The organism is Mycobacterium shunyiense (assembly GCF_058270075.1).
On sequence record NZ_JBZDPU010000006.1, the window covers coordinates 87,511 to 104,072 of the forward strand.

A 16,562-nucleotide genomic window follows, 5' to 3' on the forward strand; every position below is an offset into this window, starting at 1 on the left:
TCCACATGTCTGAGACGCTGACCGAAGTCGACATCCCCGACTACCCGATGGAGCGCGACGTGCGGTGCCCGTTCGCGCCGCCGCCACCCATGCTGGGAAACCCCAAAGGCCTGTTCCGTGTGAAGATCTGGAACGGCGACACCCCGTGGTTGATCACCGGTCATGAAGAGGCCCGGACCCTGTTCGCGGACTCCCGGATCAGTGTGGACGACCGGATCGCAGGTTTCCCACACTGGAACGAGCACATGCTCTCCACCGTCGACAAGCGGCCGCGCTCGGTGTTCACCTCCGATGCAGAGGAGCACACCCGGTTCCGCCGGATGCTGTCCAAGCCGTTCACGTTCCGTCGCGTCGAGGGACTACGCGCGGCCATCCAGAAGATCACCGACGAGTGCATCGACGAGATCCTGGCCGGACCGCAGCCCGCCGACCTGGTTGCCAAGCTGGCCTTGCCGGTGCCCACCGTGGTGATCAGCGAGATGCTCGGTGTCCCTTATGAAGACCACGAGTTCTTCCAGGAGCATGCCAACGCCGGCCTGGCCCGCTACGCGGCAGCCGATGCCATGCAGAAGGGCGCGATGAGCCTGCATCAGTACCTGATCAATCTGGTCGAGGAGAAGCAGGCCAACCCGTCTGAGGATGCGGTCTCGGATCTGGCCGAGCGCGTGACGGCCGCGGAGATCAGCGTCAAGGAGGCCGCGCAGCTGGGCACCGGTCTGCTGATCGCCGGACATGAGACCACCGCCAACATGATCGGCATCGGCATCCTTGCGCTGCTGGAGAACCCTGAGCAGGCCGATTTCCTGCGAAATGCCGAGGACCCCAAGGTCATCGCCAATGCGGTCGAAGAGCTGATGCGTTACCTGTCCATCATCCAGACCGGCCAGCGGCGGGTAGCGCTGGAGGACATCGAGATCAGCGGCGAGACCATCCGCGCCGGTGACGGCGTCATCATCGACCTGTCTCCGGCCAACTGGGACGCGAAGGCCTACCCGGAGCCCGACAAGCTCGACCTCAGCCGCGACGCCGGCCAGCAACTCGGCTTCGGCTACGGCAGGCATCAATGTGTCGGTCAGCAGCTGGCACGCGCCGAGCTGCAGATCGTGTTCCACACCCTGCTGCGCCGGATCCCGACCCTGCGCCTGGCCATCCCGCTCGACGAGGTGCCGTTCAAGCACGACCGCCTCGCCTACGGCGTCTACGAACTACCCGTTACGTGGTAACTGCCGGCACGCCGGCCTTCAGCCCCTACAGCCCGATTGGAGTACCACAGATGACTACTTCGACGACCCTCTATCCACCGGAAGGCTTCGGCGCCCCCAAAAACCGGAAAGGTCATGCCACCGGCGATCTCGGACTGCCACCAGGCACCGAGATCTTCTCGGCCGACAACCACATCTCGGTGGCCGACGATATCTTCTTTGAGCGCTTCCCCGAGGAGCTCAAGGGCGCGGCGCCCCGCATCTGGTATGAGGACGGCGCCTACATGGTCGGCATGAAGGGCAAGGCCTGGACCGGAGGCGATTTCGGCCGCGTGCTGATGCAGTACGACGATCTCGCCGGTGCCGCGTCGAACAACATCGCGGCCCGCATCCGGGAGCTCAAAGAAGACGGCATCGACAAGGAACTGGCATTCCCCAACGCGGTGCTGGCCTTGTTCCACTACCCGGACAAGGCATTGCGCGAGCGGGTGTTCCGGATCTACAACGAGCACATCGCCGCTCTGCAGGAGCAGTCGAACGGGCACTTCTACGGCGTCGGCCTGATCAACTGGTGGGATCCGAAGGGCACGCGCAGCACCCTGGAGGAGCTGAAGTCGCTTGGCCTCAAGACCTTCCTACTGCCGCTGAATCCGGGCAAGGACGACGAAGGCAACATCTACGACTACGGCAGCACCGCGATGGATGCAGTCTGGGACGAGATCGAGGCCTCCGGCATCCCGGTCAGCCACCACATCGGCGAGACACCGCCCAAGACCCCGTGCGAGAACAACAGCGTCGTGGTCGGCATGATGGTCAACGTCGACTCCTTCCGTGAGCAGTTCGCCAAGTACGTCTTCTCCGGCATCCTCGACCGGCATCCCACACTCAAGATCGGTTGGTTCGAGGGCGGCATCGCGTGGGTTCCCACCGCATTGCAGGACGCCGAGCACATGCTGGCCTCCTACCGGCACATGTTCAACCACGAGTTGCAACAGGATGTCCGGTACTACTGGAACGAGCACATGGCCGCCTCGTTCATGGTGGATCCGCTCGGACTGCGGCTGATCGACCAGATCGGTGTCGACAACGTGATGTGGTCCAGCGACTATCCGCACAACGAAAGCACTTTCGGGTACTCGGAGAAGTCGCTGGCCACTGTCGTTGAAGCAGTCGGGCCGGAGAATGCGACCAAGATCGTGTCGACCAACATTCAGAAGTTCCTGGGGCTCCTATGACGAGCTCGACGCTGTCCGGAGTCACCCAGATCGCCCGAACCGGCTTCACCCCGCTCGACATTCCCGACGAGCCCGATCTCGCCCGGATGCGCCGTGAGGTCGGTGCGCGTCTGCACGCCGCGATGGCCGACCAGGGTGTCGATGCACTCGTGCTGCTCGGTAACGGCAACGTCATGTACGCCACCGGCATCGCCTGGCCGCTGGCCGACGCGGGGCTGTCACATGTCGAGCGGCCGATCGCGGTCGTGCTGGCCGATGATGAACACCCGCACCTGTTCCTGCCGTTCCGTGAGGGTGCGGCCATGGAAACCGGGCTGCCCGATGATCACCTGCACGGGCCGGTCTACCTCGAATTCGACGAGGGCGTGGCGGAATTCGCGAAGATCCTGGCTCGCTTGGTGCCTTCCGGCGCGACGATTGCGACCGACGAGTTGACCGGAGCGATGCGGTTGGCCGGCAGCGCACTGTTCCCCAGCGCACCGGTGGATGCCGCCCCGGTGATCGGTGCGGCGAAGCTCGTCAAGACCATCGACCAGATCGCCTGCATCCGCCGGGCGTGTCAGATCACCGAACAGGCCGTTGGGGAGATCTACAAGTCGCTGGCACCCGGCGTACGCCAGATCGACCTTTCTGCCGAATTCGTCCGTCGGACTTTCGAACTGGGCGCCACGACCAACATGTTCGACTCGATATGGCAGGTCATGCCCGCGTCGAAGGCCGAAGGTACCTGGACCACCACCGGTGATCTCGCTCTGCCCTTGCTGACCACCGAGCGCGAGTTGCAGCGAGGCGATGTGCTGTGGACCGATGTGTCCATCGCCTACCACGGCTGGTGCTCCGATCACGGACGTAGCTGGATCGTCGGTCAGGACCCGACGCCGGCCCAACAGAAGCAATTCGACAAGTGGAGTCGCATCGTCGACGCGGTGCTCTCGGTAACCAAGGCCGGCGCCACCTGTGGCGACCTCGGCCGGGCGGCGACGGCAGCCGGCGACGGACAGAAGCCGTGGCTGCCGCACTTCTACCTGGGACACGGCATCGGTACCAGCGCAGCTGAAATGCCGATGATCGGAACGGATCTCGGCCAGGAATGGGACGACAACTTCGTCTTCCCCGAAGGCATGTTGCTGGTGTTCGAGCCGGTGGTCTGGGAGGACGGCACCGGCGGCTACCGCGGCGAGGAAATCGTCGTGGTGACCGAGGGCGGCTGGATGCCGCTGACCGCATATCCGTACGACCCGTATGAGGTGTCCCGTGGGAATTGATATCGAGGCCGACGGCCGGGCACTGCGCGTCAGCCGTCGGGAGCGCGCCATCGCACAGATGGAGGCCTACGGCCTCGATGCGCTGGTACTGGGCAGGCAGGCCAACGTCCGGTACATCTCCGGCGCCCCGCAGTTGTGGGTGGTGGGTACCCGGCCTTTCGGGCCGATCTGCACGTTCGTCCGTGCCACGGGTGAGATCCACCTGAACAGCACGTGGGACGAGGGCATCCCCGAGGAGATCCCACACGAGAATCTGTACGGCTTCGCCTGGAACCCGATGACCTTGGTCGAGGTGCTGCGGAACATCAAGGGCTCCGATTCGGCGTGGCGCATCGGAACAGATGCCCTGACGCCGACCTTCGCCAAGCTGCTGCCGATGGCCTTCCCGAACGCGGAGCTTGTCGACGGTGAGCAGGCGATGCGGGCCGCGCGTCGGGTGAAGACTCCCGAAGAGATCGTGGCGCTGCGGCGGGCGCTGGCAGTCGCCGAGGAAGGGCTGGCGAAAGGCGTCGCCGAGTTGGTTCCGGGAACCACCGAGAAGCGCCTCGCCGGTGCGATATTGGAGGCCGAGGCCGCAGGCGGGGTGAGCACCCCGGCGACCCAGGACGCTGCGTGGGTCACCTCGAAAGACCATCCGTGGCGTCGTGCCGAAGGCGATGGCCGCGTGAGCGGGGGTGACCTGGTGGCGCTGTCGGCGGGTGTGCTCGCGGACGGTTACGTCGCGGAGGTGGCGCGGACGATTTACGTGGGCGAACCGACGGATGCGGTTCGATCGCTGTACCGGCGCCGGGATAACCTGTGGGACAGGCTGGTTGATGCCTGCCGCGCCGGAAAGCCGACGAGCGGGCTACTCGATGCGTACGAACAGGCCGGCGAACCGTTGCCGGCGATGCCGGTGGCGCACGGGCTCGGACTGGGATTCGACCCACCAGTGGTGTCGCCCAGCCTCCGGGCGACCGCCGAGGCCGACATTCTCGAGGAGGGCATGGTCGTGGCCGTCACGGGCTACGTCTGGGAGCAGGGCGTCGGCGCGGTGTTCACCCGCGATGCCATTGTCGTGGGGGCCGACGGCCCTGAGGTGCTGACCCAGGCCCCGACCGACAGCGAGGTGGCACATGTCTGAGCGGCTCCAGCCTTCTGCCGCAGAGCGGCCCACACCGGAGGAGATCATCCTCTACGAAAAGGACCCCAAGACCAAGATCGCCACCATCACGTTCAACCGGCCGGAGTTTCTCAACGCCCCGACGTCGATGGCACGGCTGCGTTACGCCGACGTGCTGCGGGCGGCCAACGCCGACAACGACGTCAAGGTGGTGATCATCCGCGGCGTGGGGGACAACCTGGGCAGCGGGGCGGATCTGCCGGAGTTCATGGAGGGCAACGACAACCCGGCGGCCCGACTGGCGGAGCTGCGGCTCGAAGACGACGGAGTCGGGGAGGTGACCTACCCGCCCAAGGGGACGTTCCGCAACGGAGCGACGATCAGCTCGTGGTATGCCAACTCCCAGGCCGGCAACCGGGCGTTGCAGGACTTCAAGAAGATCAGCATCGTCGAGGCGAAGGGCTATTGCTACGGCTGGCACTTCTACCAGTGCGCTGATGCCGATCTGGTGATCTCCTCTGATGACGCGCTGTTCGGGCATCCGTCCTTCCGGTATCACGGCTGGGGACCACGGATGTGGACGTGGGTCCAGATGATGGGCCTGCGCAAGTTCCAGGAGATGGTCTTCACCGGGCGGCCGTTCACCGCCGCGGAAATGTACGACTGCAACTTCCTGAACAAGGTCGTTGCCCGCGATCAGCTGGAAGCCGAAGTGCAGAAGTACGCGCTCTCCTGTACCCGGAACCGGCCGGTGGACACCGTCTTTCAGCAGAAGATGTTCTTCGAGATCTTCAAGCAGCAGCAGGGCGAATACATGGGCAGCCTGCTGAGCGCGTTCTTCGAGTCGATGGGCAACGGGGTGGCCAACGACAGCGATGACGACCTGGACATGTTCGAGTCGATCGATTCGGGACTGTCGGCCGCGGTCAACGACAACGACAGCAAGTTCCCGCCCGATTTCCGGCTCTCCAAGAAGAACAGGGCGAAACCCGAATAAGCACATGAGTTCACCACTTGACGGCTACACCGTCATCGACCTGTCCAGCGGGATCGCGGGCGCGTACGCCACGAAGATCCTCGCCGACGGCGGCGCAGATGTGATCAAAGTCGAATCGCCCGAGGGCGATCCGTTGCGCCGCTGGTCGGCGTCGGGGGCACATATCGGGCCGGACCGGGATGGTGCGTTGTTCGCCTTCCTGGCGGGCGGGAAACGCAGTGTGGTCGTTGACCATGAGTCCTCCGTCGACAATGAGTTGCTCGACCGGCTGGTGGCAGCGGCAGATGCCGTGATCTGGTCCCCGGAATCTGCTGTGGCCCAGAAGGTCGCGCCGGAGGATCTGTTTCGCCGGCATCCCCATCTGATCCTCACCACGATCACGCCGTTCGGGTTGGATGGTCCCTGGAGCGGCAGGGCTGCCACCGAATTCACCCTGCAGGCGTGGTCCGGCGGCGCGATCGGCATCGGCCGCGGCGTGCAGGACCGAGCGCCGGTGTCCATCGGCGGCCAGGTGGGCGAGTGGTTGGCCGGCGCCTATGCGGCGGCGATGACGCTGGCGTTCCGAGCGCGGGCGATCCGTGACGGCCACGGCGAACTGGTGGACCTGTCGGCGCTGGAGGCACAGATCCTGGGCCTGACGTATTACCCGGTCACCTATTTCGAGATGCTGGGCCGTCCGTGGCGTACCGAGCGCAGGCCCACGGTTCCCGGGGTCGCGGAGGCCGCCGACGGGCTCGTGGCGCTCGGATGTGGCACTGCCCAGCAGTGGTGGGATCTGTGCGCGATGTCGGGCCATGACGAGTGGATCGACGAAAACTCCGAGCTCACCATCACCGAGCAGGCCAACCTTCATGCCGAGGAGCTCTACGACTGGCTGCGCGACCAGAACGTGGACGACGTCCGTGACCTCGCGTCCGCATTCCGGATCCCGAACTCTCCGGTCGGCAACGGTGAGAACGTCACCGCCATGGACCATTTCGTGCAGCGGCAGGCGTTCGTCCGCAACCCTGAGTACGGGTTCACCCAGCCCGCCGCGCCGTACCGGTTGTCCGGGGTGGCGTTGCGTGAAGCGGCGCCGGCTCCCCGCCTCGGTGAGCACACCGAAGAGATCCGGGCGACGGCACTGACCCCGCGCGATGCGCCGACCGGTACTCCCGGCGGCGATCGGTTGCCGTTCAGCGGGTTGCGTGTGCTCGACATGACCACGTTCTGGGCCGGGCCCTCGTGCACCCATCTGTTGGGCATGCTCGGGGCCGAGGTCATCCACCTCGAGTCGACCCCACGCCCGGACGGCACCCGGTTGATCGCCGGTATCCCGGCCTCCGTCGAGCAGTGGTGGGAGCAATCGCCGATCTTCAGTGCGCTCAACACCAACAAGAAGAGCCTGACCCTGGACTTCCAGACCGAACAGGGCCGGGATCTGCTGCGCCGGCTGATCGCCACCTGCGACGTCGTGGTGGAGAACTTCACCCCGAGGGTGATCGAACAGATCGGGCTCGATTTCGACTCGCTCCGAGAGCTGCGCGACGACATCATCATGGTCCGGATGCCCGGCTTCGGCCTCGACGGGCCGTGGCGGGACAACCCGGCCTTCGCCTACATCATCGAGGATGCGTCCGGATTGAGCTGGCTCACCGGCTACCCGGATCGCACTCCGTTCGAACCGTATTCGATCGGCGACCCCAACGCCGGCGTGCATGCGCTGTCGGGACTGATGCTTGCACTCGAGCACCGGCGTCGCACCGGGAAAGGGGTGCTTGTCGAGGCCGCGATGGTCGACGCCGCACTCAACATCGGCGCCGAGCAGGTCATCGAATACTCGGCCTACGGCACGCTGCTTCAGCGCGACGGCAACCGGGGGCCGGCCGCGGCGCCGCAGAACATCTACCAGACCGCCGAGATCGACGAGTTCGGCCATGCCGACAGTTGGGTGGCGATCGCGGTCAGCACCGATGCCCAGTGGGCCGCGCTCCGTGCGGCGCTCGGGCAACCGGACTGGGCGATGGATCCGGCATTGGACACCGCCGCCGGGCGCCGGGATCGCCACGATCTGATCGACGAGAAACTCGCGGCCTGGTGCCTACCTCGCAGCGGCGACGAGATCGTCGAAATACTCTGGTCTGCCCAGGTTCCGGTGGCCAAGGTGATGCAGCCGCACCGTCAGTTGGAGCTTCCGCAGGTGCGCTTCCGACGGTTCTTCGAGCATGTCGGGCATCCGGTGAACAACGCCGCACCCCACAGCACCCTGCCCGTCTCGCTCGCCAACGGGCCGCGGGCACTGCACCGGCAGGCAGCACCGCTGCTCGGCGAGCACAATCACGAACTGCTGGCAGAGCTCGGACTGTCCGACGAGGAGATCACCGCACTTGCCGACGACGGCGTGATCGGCACAGAACCCGGGGTGGGCGGACGTCGCAAGGCAACTCGCTGAGCCGGGCTCAGGGCAGGCGCTCGAACTCGTCGAGCAGAGTACCGAAATCCTGGGTGTCCCAGAGGTGCAGGACGTTGCTCAGCATCAGCAGCTGCGACCGCACCGGCTCGTTGTCGGCGATCCGCGGGTCGAAGCGGTTGATCGTAGGACCGGGGAGGGTGGTCTGTAGGTAGGTGGGCGCGTCGAGCAGCCAGGTCACTCCCATCACCGCGGCGTAGAGCATCAGTTGGGCGCGGAGCCGCGCAATGTCCAGTGCGGGCCCTCCGGCGGCGCGGAACTCGGCCGCGAAGTGGGCCAGCAGTCCGTCGAGGTGCCGTTCCCAGATCTCTGTCTCGGCGCTGCACAGCGAACCCCACAGGGCCATCGCGACGTTCATCACGCTGACACAGCCCCAGTCCATCAACCCGCACCTCAACGTCCCGTCCGGCTCGCGCCAGAACCAGGCGTTGTCGACGTTGGCGTTCCAGTGGCAGAGCGCCACCTGGTCCGCGGTGGCGTGAAGCCAGGTCATGACGGCGTCCTCGGCAGCGGCGATCCGGCCGACGTCGGCGAGCATGCGCGTGATGAACTCCGGGCGGCCGACGCTCCGGGGCATCAACGCCGGGTAGCGGTCCGCGAATGCGGTCAGCCGGTGCACCTGCTCGGCGAGTTCGTCGGGGGAGTGGTGCGTTCGGGTGCCGACCGTCACTTTGGCGGCGTCGTAACGGAACTGACCGGTCACGGTGTCGGGGAGGGAGCCGGACTGGTGTGTGCCGGCGAGCCGCGCTACCGAGGCCAGCAGGGCCCGGTAGTGACCGAGGGGATCGGGCATCCGGTAGTCGAGACACTTGCCGTAGTGCGGTTCAATCCCAGAGGTGCCCAACGAGATCCGCTCGGTCAACAGCATCCCGGTACACGACGCCCCATGGTAGTCGGCGAACAGGCACACCGGCACGGTGACGGGCAGCTTGGTGTCGGCCGACAACGCCCCGAAAGCCACCTCGAGCTCCATCTGCGACTTACCGCGATCGCGGCGGGGGTTGTCGAAGTCGCGGGAGAACTTCACGAACAGCTCGGTAGGCAGGCCGTCGGCCGGATCCGCGTACCGAACGTCCAATAGGGCTTTGCGTCCGGTGCTGCCTCCGGTGCAATCCTCGAACCGGGTGATCGCGCTGATCCGGTTTTCCTGCGGGAGAGCGCCGAAGGCGTGCAGGGCCGCGGTCAGGAACACCGGTCCGGCGTCACGGAGTGTGTCCGGATCAGCGGGGAACTCAAGGCCGGTTCCGTCGCCGGTCACCCAACGTTGCATCTAGCCTCACCGCCCGCACCAGCGCTAGCCTCAATCACTATGGCTATCAATCCTTCTGACATTCTGCTCACGGGACAGGTGGCTGTGGTCACCGGCGGGGGCGCCGGCATCGGCCGGGGTATCGCTGCTGGGTTGGCGGCGTTCGGTGCCTCGGTGGCCATCTGGGAGCGCAACGAGCAGAGCTGTGCAGAGTCCGCTGAAACCGTCGGGGCACTGGGCATCGTCACCGATGTGCGCGACAGCGAGCAGGTGGATGCCGCCTTGGCCCGAACGACCGCCGAACTGGGGCCGGTCCAGATCCTGGTCAACAACGCCGGTGGAGTGTTCGCCTCGTCGCTGCTGGAAACGAGCGAGAACGGTTGGGACGCGCTGTACCGGAGCAATCTGCGCCACGTCCTCTTGTGCACACAGCGGGTGGCGCGCCGATTGGTCGCCGATGAATTGCCGGGCAGCATCATCAATCTCACGTCGATCGAGGGAGTGCGTGCGGCTCCCGGTTATGCCGCGTACGCGGCGGCGAAGGCGGGCGTCATCAACTACACCCAGACCGCGTCGTTCGAGCTGTCGCAGCACAACATCCGGGTCAACGCGATCGCCCCCGACCTCACCCTCACCGAGGGGCTCATGGCACTGTCGCCGGGCGGGCCACCGGAGGGAATCGCTGATGCCATCCCACTGGGCCGGGCCGGTCATGTCGACGAAATCGCCGGGGCGGCGGTCTATCTGGCCTCGGGTCTGTCCGGGTATGTCACCGGGCAGACGCTTCACGTCGACGGTGGCACGCGGGCTGCGGGTGGCTGGTACCGCCACCCGCAGACCGGTGCCGCAACACTCGGTCCGGGCTAGGGATCCGGACCTACTTGAGGCAGCTTCCCGCATCGACCGGCAGCGTCACACCGGTGATGTAACGGGCCTCGTCGGAGGCCAGGAACAGCACGGCGTTGCTGATGTCCACGGCCTCGACCCACGGGATGGGCAGGGTGTGGAACAGCTGGCAGATCGGCGCCATGTCGTCGGGACCCGGGTTCTCCAGGTCGGGCCGGAACATCTTGAACGTGCCGTCGTTGTGGAGCATCGGGGTCGCCACATGTGTGGGATGCACGGTGTTGCAACGGATATTGTGCTGACCCAACTCCACGGCAAAGCCACGCATCAACCCCACGACGCCGTGCTTGGCGGCGACATAGTTACCGCAGTGCGGGTAGGCCTTGAGTCCGCCGACCGAGCTGGTCAGGACGATCGATCCGCCGCGGCCCCCTTCGATCAGGTGCGGCACAGCGGCTTTGACCGACTTCCAGACACCCGAAAGGTTGATGTCGATCATCTCGTCCCAGTCCAGCTGGCTGGTCTCGTGCAGGACATCGCCGCCGTTGCCGATGCCGGCGTTGGCCACGATGATGTCGAGACGGCCCAGCTGCTCGACGCCGCTGTCCACCGCGGCCTTGATCGCATCGGCGTCGCGAACGTCGACCTCGGCCGTGACGACGCGGCGGTTGAGCCCCTTGATGAGATTCGCGGTCTCGGCCAGGTCATCGGAGGTAGAGGCCGGGATGGCGGTCTCCACGCCGGGCCGGATCGGTCCACAGATGTCGATCGCGATGATGTCGGCGCCCTCTTGCGCCAGCCGTACCGCGTGACTACGTCCCTGGCCGCGGGCCGCGCCGGTGACGAACGCGACCTTGCCTTCCACCCGTCCAGTCATTGATTACCCCAGTTCTGTGTTCTTCTGCCACGTAGCGGTGAAATACTGTGCACCTGCTCAGCAACTCTGTCACCGGGCTACCCACCGTGTCAACGACAGATACGTTTCGGGCAATTTGTACTCTCTGCTTAGAAGAACGTAATTCTCAGTCGGTCATGGTGGCCACGGTCTGCGGCAGGTCCAGGGTGGACCGGATGCCGGGCTCGGCAGCGCACACGAATGGCACCGCGTTGACCGCTCGGTTCGCGGTGTATCCCGGGGAACTGCTGCCATCCGATCGAGCGGAATCGGCATCCGGACATCGATGTCCAGTGGTGCATCGGTGCATCGCCGTCACCGGTCAGGCGCCAACCGGTGGGCCGCAGGTCCCAGTCCTCGGTGAGGTTCGTACCGCAGTATCAGGCCGCCTGGAATGGCAGGAGCTGTCGCCCCGAGCGGAAGCCCGACACGGTGATTCGTTGTGCGGCCACGGTTCCGGCGGCGAGATGTCCGGCCCGGATGGCGGTGTTCTCGGCCGCGAGCGCCGACTGACCCTCGGAGTGCACCGACGTCAGCGTGAGCGGAATCGCCTCGGTGATGAAGCCTGGGCTGCTGCCGGTGGCATACAGCGTGGCGTTCCCGCGCGCACAAGCCTCCGGGACGGCACTGTGTAGCCCCGGGTCGACCGAGGGCGGATGGTGGAACTGGCCGCCCGTGCTGACCACGTTGATGCCCGCGTCGACAACGGCCTCGACGTTGTCGGTGGCAGAGATGCCGGCGGGGTCCAGGCCGCACAGTTCGCCCGCGTCGGTGCCGACCTTGTCGGCGCCGAAGACATGAACAGCGGTCAACTCCAGGTGTGGATGCTCGATGATCGAGCGCAATGCGTGGGTTCCGATGGTGCCGGTCGCCCATTGCGCGACGCGGTAGCCGTGAGTCCGGAGATCGGGCACGCGCCTGAGTGTAAGGAGAATTCTTTTCTTAGGAGAACGAAATTCTCAGCTAGCTGGCGGCGAATCCATTGGCCACGAAGTCCCAGACCTCGTCGGCGCTGATCGGATGGATCGATGCCTCGTCGGCGCCTCCGCTGGATTGCGCGACGAACATCACGGTCTGCATCGTCATCGCCGCCATCCGACGCGGGTTGATCCCCGCGCGGAGCTGACCGGCCTCGGACGCTTCCTCCATGAGCTCGGTGAGCAGGGCCAGCAGCGGTGCGTGGGCGACCTTGACCTCCGACGGGTGCGACACCAGCAAACGCGGGGCGAAGTCGGTGAACAGTGGGCGCTTGGCGGCCGGATCGGGGCGCGACGATTCGAAAAGCAGCTGAATCGCGACCTTCAGGCGTTCGATCGGTTCGCCCTGGGTCGAGGTGGCGGCTCGGATCTGGTCGGCCGAGCGGCTCAGCGCGTCTTCGAACAATGCGAGTAGGAGCTCGTGTTTACCGTCGAACTGCAGGTAGAAGCTGCGCAACGATTGACGAGAGCGGTCCACGACCTCTTGGACCGTGAAGTCGGTGCTGCCCTTTTCGATGATGATCGCCTGGGCGGCGTCGAGGAATCGTTGAACGCGCTGGGCGGCGCGCAACTTGGCCGTTTTGATCGACCGCTCGACAGCTCGTTGCTTCCACGCGGGTTCTTCGCCAGCGGTGGTCACTGGCTGCTCCGACGCTTGTCGAGTGGGGAGAACATGAACTGACTGTACCGGAGAACGCCTTGCCATTGTGGTGCCAGACCCCCTCGCGGCCAATGTGTCGGAGATTGTAACTTTCGTACTGTGAGAATAGTATTCTCATGAGGGGAATTATAGAAGTCCTTTGAGAAGAAGGGTTTCGCATCAAAATTCGGCGCCGCCGGTGCACTGTTCGCCGGTAGCTGCCGCATCGCAAAGACGGCTGTCGGGCGGCAGCGGTGAGCAGAAGGAACCACGTGTACATCGACTATGACGTCGCCGATTCGATCGCCACGATCACACTGAACCGGCCGGAAGCCGCCAACGCGCAGAACCCCGAACTCCTCGACGAACTCGATGCCGCGTGGACCAGGGCCGCCGATGACCGTGAGGTGAAAGTTATCGTGCTGCGGGCCAACGGGAAGCACTTCTCGGCCGGCCATGACCTGCGTGGCGGCGGGCCGGTGCCGGACAAGATCACCCTGGAATTTCTCATCGAGCACGAGTCGCGACGCTATCTGGAGTACACGCTGCGGTGGCGGAATGTGCCCAAACCGTCGATCGCGGCGGTGCAGGGACGCTGCATCTCCGGCGGTCTGCTGCTCTGCTGGCCGTGCGATCTGATCCTGGCCGCCGACGATGCGCTGTTCTCCGATCCGGTGGCACTGATGGGCATCGGTGGTGTCGAGTACCACGGTCACACCTGGGAGCTCGGCGCCCGAAAGGCCAAGGAGATCCTGTTCACGGGTCGGGCGTTGACCGCGGAGGAAGCTGAGCGCACCGGCATGGTCAACCGGGTTGTCCCTCGTGCCGAGCTCGACGCCCAGACGGCCGAGCTGGCGGCGCAGATCGCGCAGATGCCCGCCTTCGCGCTCCGCCAGGCCAAACGCGCGGTCAATCAGACCCTCGACGTGCAGGGCTTCTACGCCGCGATCCAATCGGTGTTCGACATTCACCAGACCGGGCACGGCAATGCGCTTAGCGTCAGCGGATGGCCGGTACTGATGGATATCGACGGAATGAAGCAGAACATCAAGTAGGCCTGGGCCTCTGAAGATGGGGGCGATCCGGCTCAGCGTGAGTTACGCGGCCAGGCAGATCTACGCGCAGACCACGGCGGCGGCTGCGGTGACGCTGGTGGTTCTGGCGCTCAGCCGTAACACCGTCGGTGATGCGCGCGAGCTGCTGACCCAGGCGAATCTTGTTGCGCTGATCGCGCTGATGGTCGCGGCCGCGATCGTCGATACCGTCGTGGGTTGGGTCAATGTCCACCCGACGTTCAAATGGTTTGCCGCGGGGGAGAATCCGACGGCGCAGCAGCAACGCGCGGCGATGCGTATCGCACCGCGGCAGACCATCATCCAGTTCGTCACCTGGGCGGTGAGCGCGCTCGTGTACACGCTGCTGAACCTCGGTGCCGGTGGAGGTGTCGCCTACGTGATGGGCGGCGCGATCCTCTTCGGTGGTGTCGCGGCTGCCTGCATGGGATTCCTGGTGACGCAACGCATGTTGCGGCCGATCGTGGCCGCGTCGCTGACCGCATCCTCGTCGACGATGGTGCGCATGCCCGGTGTGCTGGCCCGGCTGATCACCATCTGGACCCTGTTCAGCGGGCTGCCCCTGGCCGGTATCGCATTGATCGTGCTGGCCCGCTCGAACGGCTGGTTCGTGCAGAAGACGGCGCCCGTCGAGGCGGCAGTGCTGGTGGTGGCCGTCATCTCGCTGGTCTTCGGGCTGCGGTCCATGGTCCTGGTGGCGCGGTCGGTATCCGACCCGGTGGGAGAAGTCGTACTCGCGATGAAAGCGGTCGAGCGCGGCTGGTCCGGTGTCTCGGTGAAGGTGTACGAATCGTCGGAGATCGGCCGGCTCCAGTACGGATTCAATCGGATGCTGGCCGGCCTGGCCGAGCGGAACCGGTTGCGCGATCTGTTCGGTCGGTACGTCGGCGTCGACGTCGCCCGCCATGCGCTGCAGCAGGGTGGGACGGTCACCGGCGATGTTCGCGAGGCCGCCGTTCTCTACGTCGATCTGGTCGGATCGACAGCCCTCGCCGCCTCACGCCCGCCTCAGGAAGTGGCGCAACTCCTCAACGGGTTCTTCAAGATCGTGGTGGACACCGTCGAACGTCATCAAGGCCTGATCAACAAGTTCGAGGGTGACGCCGTGCTCGCCGTCTTCGGTGCGCCGCTACGGCTGGACAACCCGGCAACCTCGGCACTGGCCACCGCGCGAGCACTGGTGCCCCGACTGCACCAGCTGCCGGATGTGGAGTTCGGCGTGGGCATCTCGTGCGGCTCGGTGTTCGCGGGAAACATCGGCGCCGAGAACCGCTACGAGTACACCGTGATCGGTGATGCCGTCAACGAAGCGGCGCGCCTGGCCGACCACGCCAAAGACCGCGAGTCGACGGTGTTGTGTTCGGGAAGCGCTCTGGCCCATGCCGATGCTGACGAGGGCGGGCACTGGGCCGTGCGCGGCTCGACGGTACTGCGCGGCCGCTCGACGGCCACGGTCTTCGCCGAGCCCGTCACCCCATAGCGCGAGCAGACGCAAAACTGCCCCTTTTCTGAAGTGGTCCCCGAAAGTTGGACACTGACGTTTGGAGCTTAAGCGGCAAGGGCCTGGGCTCGGTATTGGACCGGGCTCAGGCCCTTGAGCTTTGTCGAGATTCGTTCGGTGTTGTACCAGTGGATGTAGGTGTCAAGGGCAGCAGTGAAGTCCTCGACAGTGTCGAACCGGTTGTGGTGGAACATTTCTGACTTCAGGTGACCGAAGAAGTTCTCCATGACCGCGTTGTCATAGCAGTTGGCTTTCCGCGACATCGACTGCACCGCCTGCGCGTCGCCGAGCAACTTGCGCCAGGACCAATGCCGGTATTGGAAGCCCTGATCAGAGTGCACCAGCGGACATTCACCCGGTTCCAAGGTGGCGATCGCCGCGGTCAGCGAGGTGTTGGTCAACTCCACATTCGGGCTGGCCGACCACGCGTAAGCCACCACCGACCGGTCGAACAAATCGAGCACCGGGGACAAGTAGACCTTGCGATCGGTGATGCGGAACTCGGTCACGTCGGTGACCCACTTCTGATTCGGCGCGGCAGCGGTGAACTCGCGGTTGAGAAGATTTTCGGCGACCTGACCGGGCCCGCCGGTGTAGGAGTTGTAGCGCCGGCGGCGCCGCACCCGGCAGATCAGCGCCAGCTCGCGCATCACCGCCAGCACGGTCTTTTTGGCCACCACGAACCCCTGCTTGGTCAGCACCGTGTGGATGCGGCGGTGCCCGTAGCGGCCGTGGGCGGCCTTGAATGCCTCGGTGATCGCGGTCTTGAGGTCCGCGCGCGCCTCCGGCGCCTCGGGTTTGCCCTGGTGGTAGTAGAACGTCGAGCGCGCCAGTCCCGCGACCTGCAGCAGCACCGGCAACCGATGATCAGCCCTGAGAGCGGCGACAGCGGCGGCTTTCACCGCCGTTCGTGCGCCCTCAAGGCCCGCAATTTTTTTAGGTAGGCGTTCTCGGCTCGCAGCCGCTCATTCTCCTGCTCCAGCCGCGCCAGATCCGTCAACTCCTGCGACGAGGAATCAGCGTCTTTGGGTTGGCGCCCTTTGGGTTTGGGTTTCAACCCGTCCTCACCGAGCCGGCGGTAGGTCCGCACCCAGGTCTGCACCAGCGTGGCCGAGGACAGCCGGTACTGCT

Annotated in this window: 15 protein-coding genes and 1 pseudogene; 9 read left to right on the forward strand and 7 right to left on the reverse strand. The window is 65.4% G+C overall.

Features of this window, described 5'->3' with window-relative positions; genetic code table 11:
- Positions 1 to 5: 5 nt before the first annotated feature.
- The 6 genes from AC4ELH_RS04890 to AC4ELH_RS04915 are packed head-to-tail and all read left to right on the forward strand — an operon-like array spanning position 6 to position 8,232.
- Entirely contained in the window at positions 6 to 1,223 is a 1,218-nt protein-coding gene (locus AC4ELH_RS04890) for a cytochrome P450 (RefSeq protein WP_498883378.1), read from the forward strand.
- A gap of 50 nt (positions 1,224 to 1,273) precedes the next feature.
- Positions 1,274 to 2,437: an amidohydrolase family protein gene (locus AC4ELH_RS04895; protein ID WP_498883379.1), complete on the forward strand. Its 1,164-nt coding sequence runs from the start codon at positions 1,274 to 1,276 to the stop codon at positions 2,435 to 2,437.
- Positions 2,434 to 3,702: a M24 family metallopeptidase gene (locus tag AC4ELH_RS04900; RefSeq protein ID WP_064885426.1), complete on the forward strand. Its 1,269-nt coding sequence runs from the start codon at positions 2,434 to 2,436 to the stop codon at positions 3,700 to 3,702. Before AC4ELH_RS04895 ends, AC4ELH_RS04900 begins: the two co-directional genes overlap by 4 nt.
- Complete coding sequence (locus AC4ELH_RS04905; protein WP_498883380.1) at positions 3,692 to 4,825, forward strand: M24 family metallopeptidase; 1,134 nt, start codon at positions 3,692 to 3,694, stop codon at positions 4,823 to 4,825. Before AC4ELH_RS04900 ends, AC4ELH_RS04905 begins: the two co-directional genes overlap by 11 nt.
- Positions 4,818 to 5,801 (forward strand): enoyl-CoA hydratase/isomerase family protein, encoded by a 984-nt coding sequence (locus AC4ELH_RS04910; RefSeq protein WP_064885430.1) that lies wholly within the window; start codon positions 4,818 to 4,820, stop codon positions 5,799 to 5,801. Before AC4ELH_RS04905 ends, AC4ELH_RS04910 begins: the two co-directional genes overlap by 8 nt.
- Before the next feature lie 4 nt (positions 5,802 to 5,805).
- A complete protein-coding gene (locus tag AC4ELH_RS04915; RefSeq protein ID WP_498883381.1) occupies positions 5,806 to 8,232 on the forward strand; it encodes a CaiB/BaiF CoA transferase family protein in 2,427 nt (808 codons plus the stop codon).
- 7 nt (positions 8,233 to 8,239) lie between these two features.
- On the opposite strand, the gene AC4ELH_RS04920 is transcribed toward AC4ELH_RS04915, so the two are convergent.
- On the reverse strand, positions 8,240 to 9,520 hold the full coding sequence (locus tag AC4ELH_RS04920) for a hypothetical protein (RefSeq protein WP_498883382.1): 1,281 nt from the start codon (positions 9,518 to 9,520) through the stop codon (positions 8,240 to 8,242).
- 39 nt (positions 9,521 to 9,559) lie between these two features.
- Here AC4ELH_RS04920 and AC4ELH_RS04925 point away from each other — a divergent pair, with 39 nt between their 5' ends.
- A complete protein-coding gene (locus AC4ELH_RS04925; protein WP_448447945.1) occupies positions 9,560 to 10,366 on the forward strand; it encodes an SDR family NAD(P)-dependent oxidoreductase in 807 nt (268 codons plus the stop codon).
- 10 nt (positions 10,367 to 10,376) lie between these two features.
- Here the strand turns inward: AC4ELH_RS04925 and AC4ELH_RS04930 are convergent, their stop codons facing one another.
- From AC4ELH_RS04930 to AC4ELH_RS04945, 4 genes and pseudogenes are all read right to left on the reverse strand, one after another.
- The gene (locus AC4ELH_RS04930) at positions 10,377 to 11,222 is read right to left on the reverse strand and encodes a mycofactocin-coupled SDR family oxidoreductase (protein WP_064882632.1); all 846 of its coding nucleotides are present in this window, start codon (positions 11,220 to 11,222) and stop codon (positions 10,377 to 10,379) included.
- 145 nt (positions 11,223 to 11,367) lie between these two features.
- Positions 11,368 to 11,472 (reverse strand): annotated as a pseudogene (locus tag AC4ELH_RS04935) (hypothetical protein); the annotation flags it as partial.
- A gap of 148 nt (positions 11,473 to 11,620) precedes the next feature.
- The gene (locus AC4ELH_RS04940) at positions 11,621 to 12,154 is read right to left on the reverse strand and encodes a hypothetical protein (RefSeq protein WP_498883383.1); all 534 of its coding nucleotides are present in this window, start codon (positions 12,152 to 12,154) and stop codon (positions 11,621 to 11,623) included.
- Positions 12,155 to 12,203: 49 nt separating this feature from the next.
- Positions 12,204 to 12,923 carry a TetR/AcrR family transcriptional regulator gene (locus tag AC4ELH_RS04945; RefSeq protein WP_082941676.1) on the reverse strand — a complete coding sequence of 240 codons (720 nt, stop codon included), beginning with the start codon at positions 12,921 to 12,923 and terminating at the stop codon, positions 12,204 to 12,206.
- 206 nt (positions 12,924 to 13,129) lie between these two features.
- Here AC4ELH_RS04945 and AC4ELH_RS04950 point away from each other — a divergent pair, with 206 nt between their 5' ends.
- Together AC4ELH_RS04950 and AC4ELH_RS04955 are read left to right on the forward strand one after the other, a co-directional pair.
- The gene (locus AC4ELH_RS04950; protein ID WP_064882637.1) at positions 13,130 to 13,912 is read left to right on the forward strand and encodes an enoyl-CoA hydratase; all 783 of its coding nucleotides are present in this window, start codon (positions 13,130 to 13,132) and stop codon (positions 13,910 to 13,912) included.
- 16 nt (positions 13,913 to 13,928) lie between these two features.
- Positions 13,929 to 15,410, forward strand: a complete 1,482-nt coding sequence (locus AC4ELH_RS04955; protein WP_448447952.1) for an adenylate/guanylate cyclase domain-containing protein — start codon at positions 13,929 to 13,931, stop codon at positions 15,408 to 15,410.
- Between the two features lie 68 nt (positions 15,411 to 15,478).
- Here the strand turns inward: AC4ELH_RS04955 and AC4ELH_RS04960 are convergent, their stop codons facing one another.
- Together AC4ELH_RS04960 and AC4ELH_RS04965 are read right to left on the reverse strand one after the other, a co-directional pair.
- Complete coding sequence (locus AC4ELH_RS04960; RefSeq protein WP_498883384.1) at positions 15,479 to 16,333, reverse strand: IS3 family transposase; 855 nt, start codon at positions 16,331 to 16,333, stop codon at positions 15,479 to 15,481.
- Positions 16,330 to 16,562, reverse strand: a 233-nt coding sequence (locus AC4ELH_RS04965; protein ID WP_498883385.1) for a helix-turn-helix domain-containing protein, incomplete at its 5' end; no start/stop codon positions are given. The genes AC4ELH_RS04965 and AC4ELH_RS04960, both read right to left, overlap by 4 nt.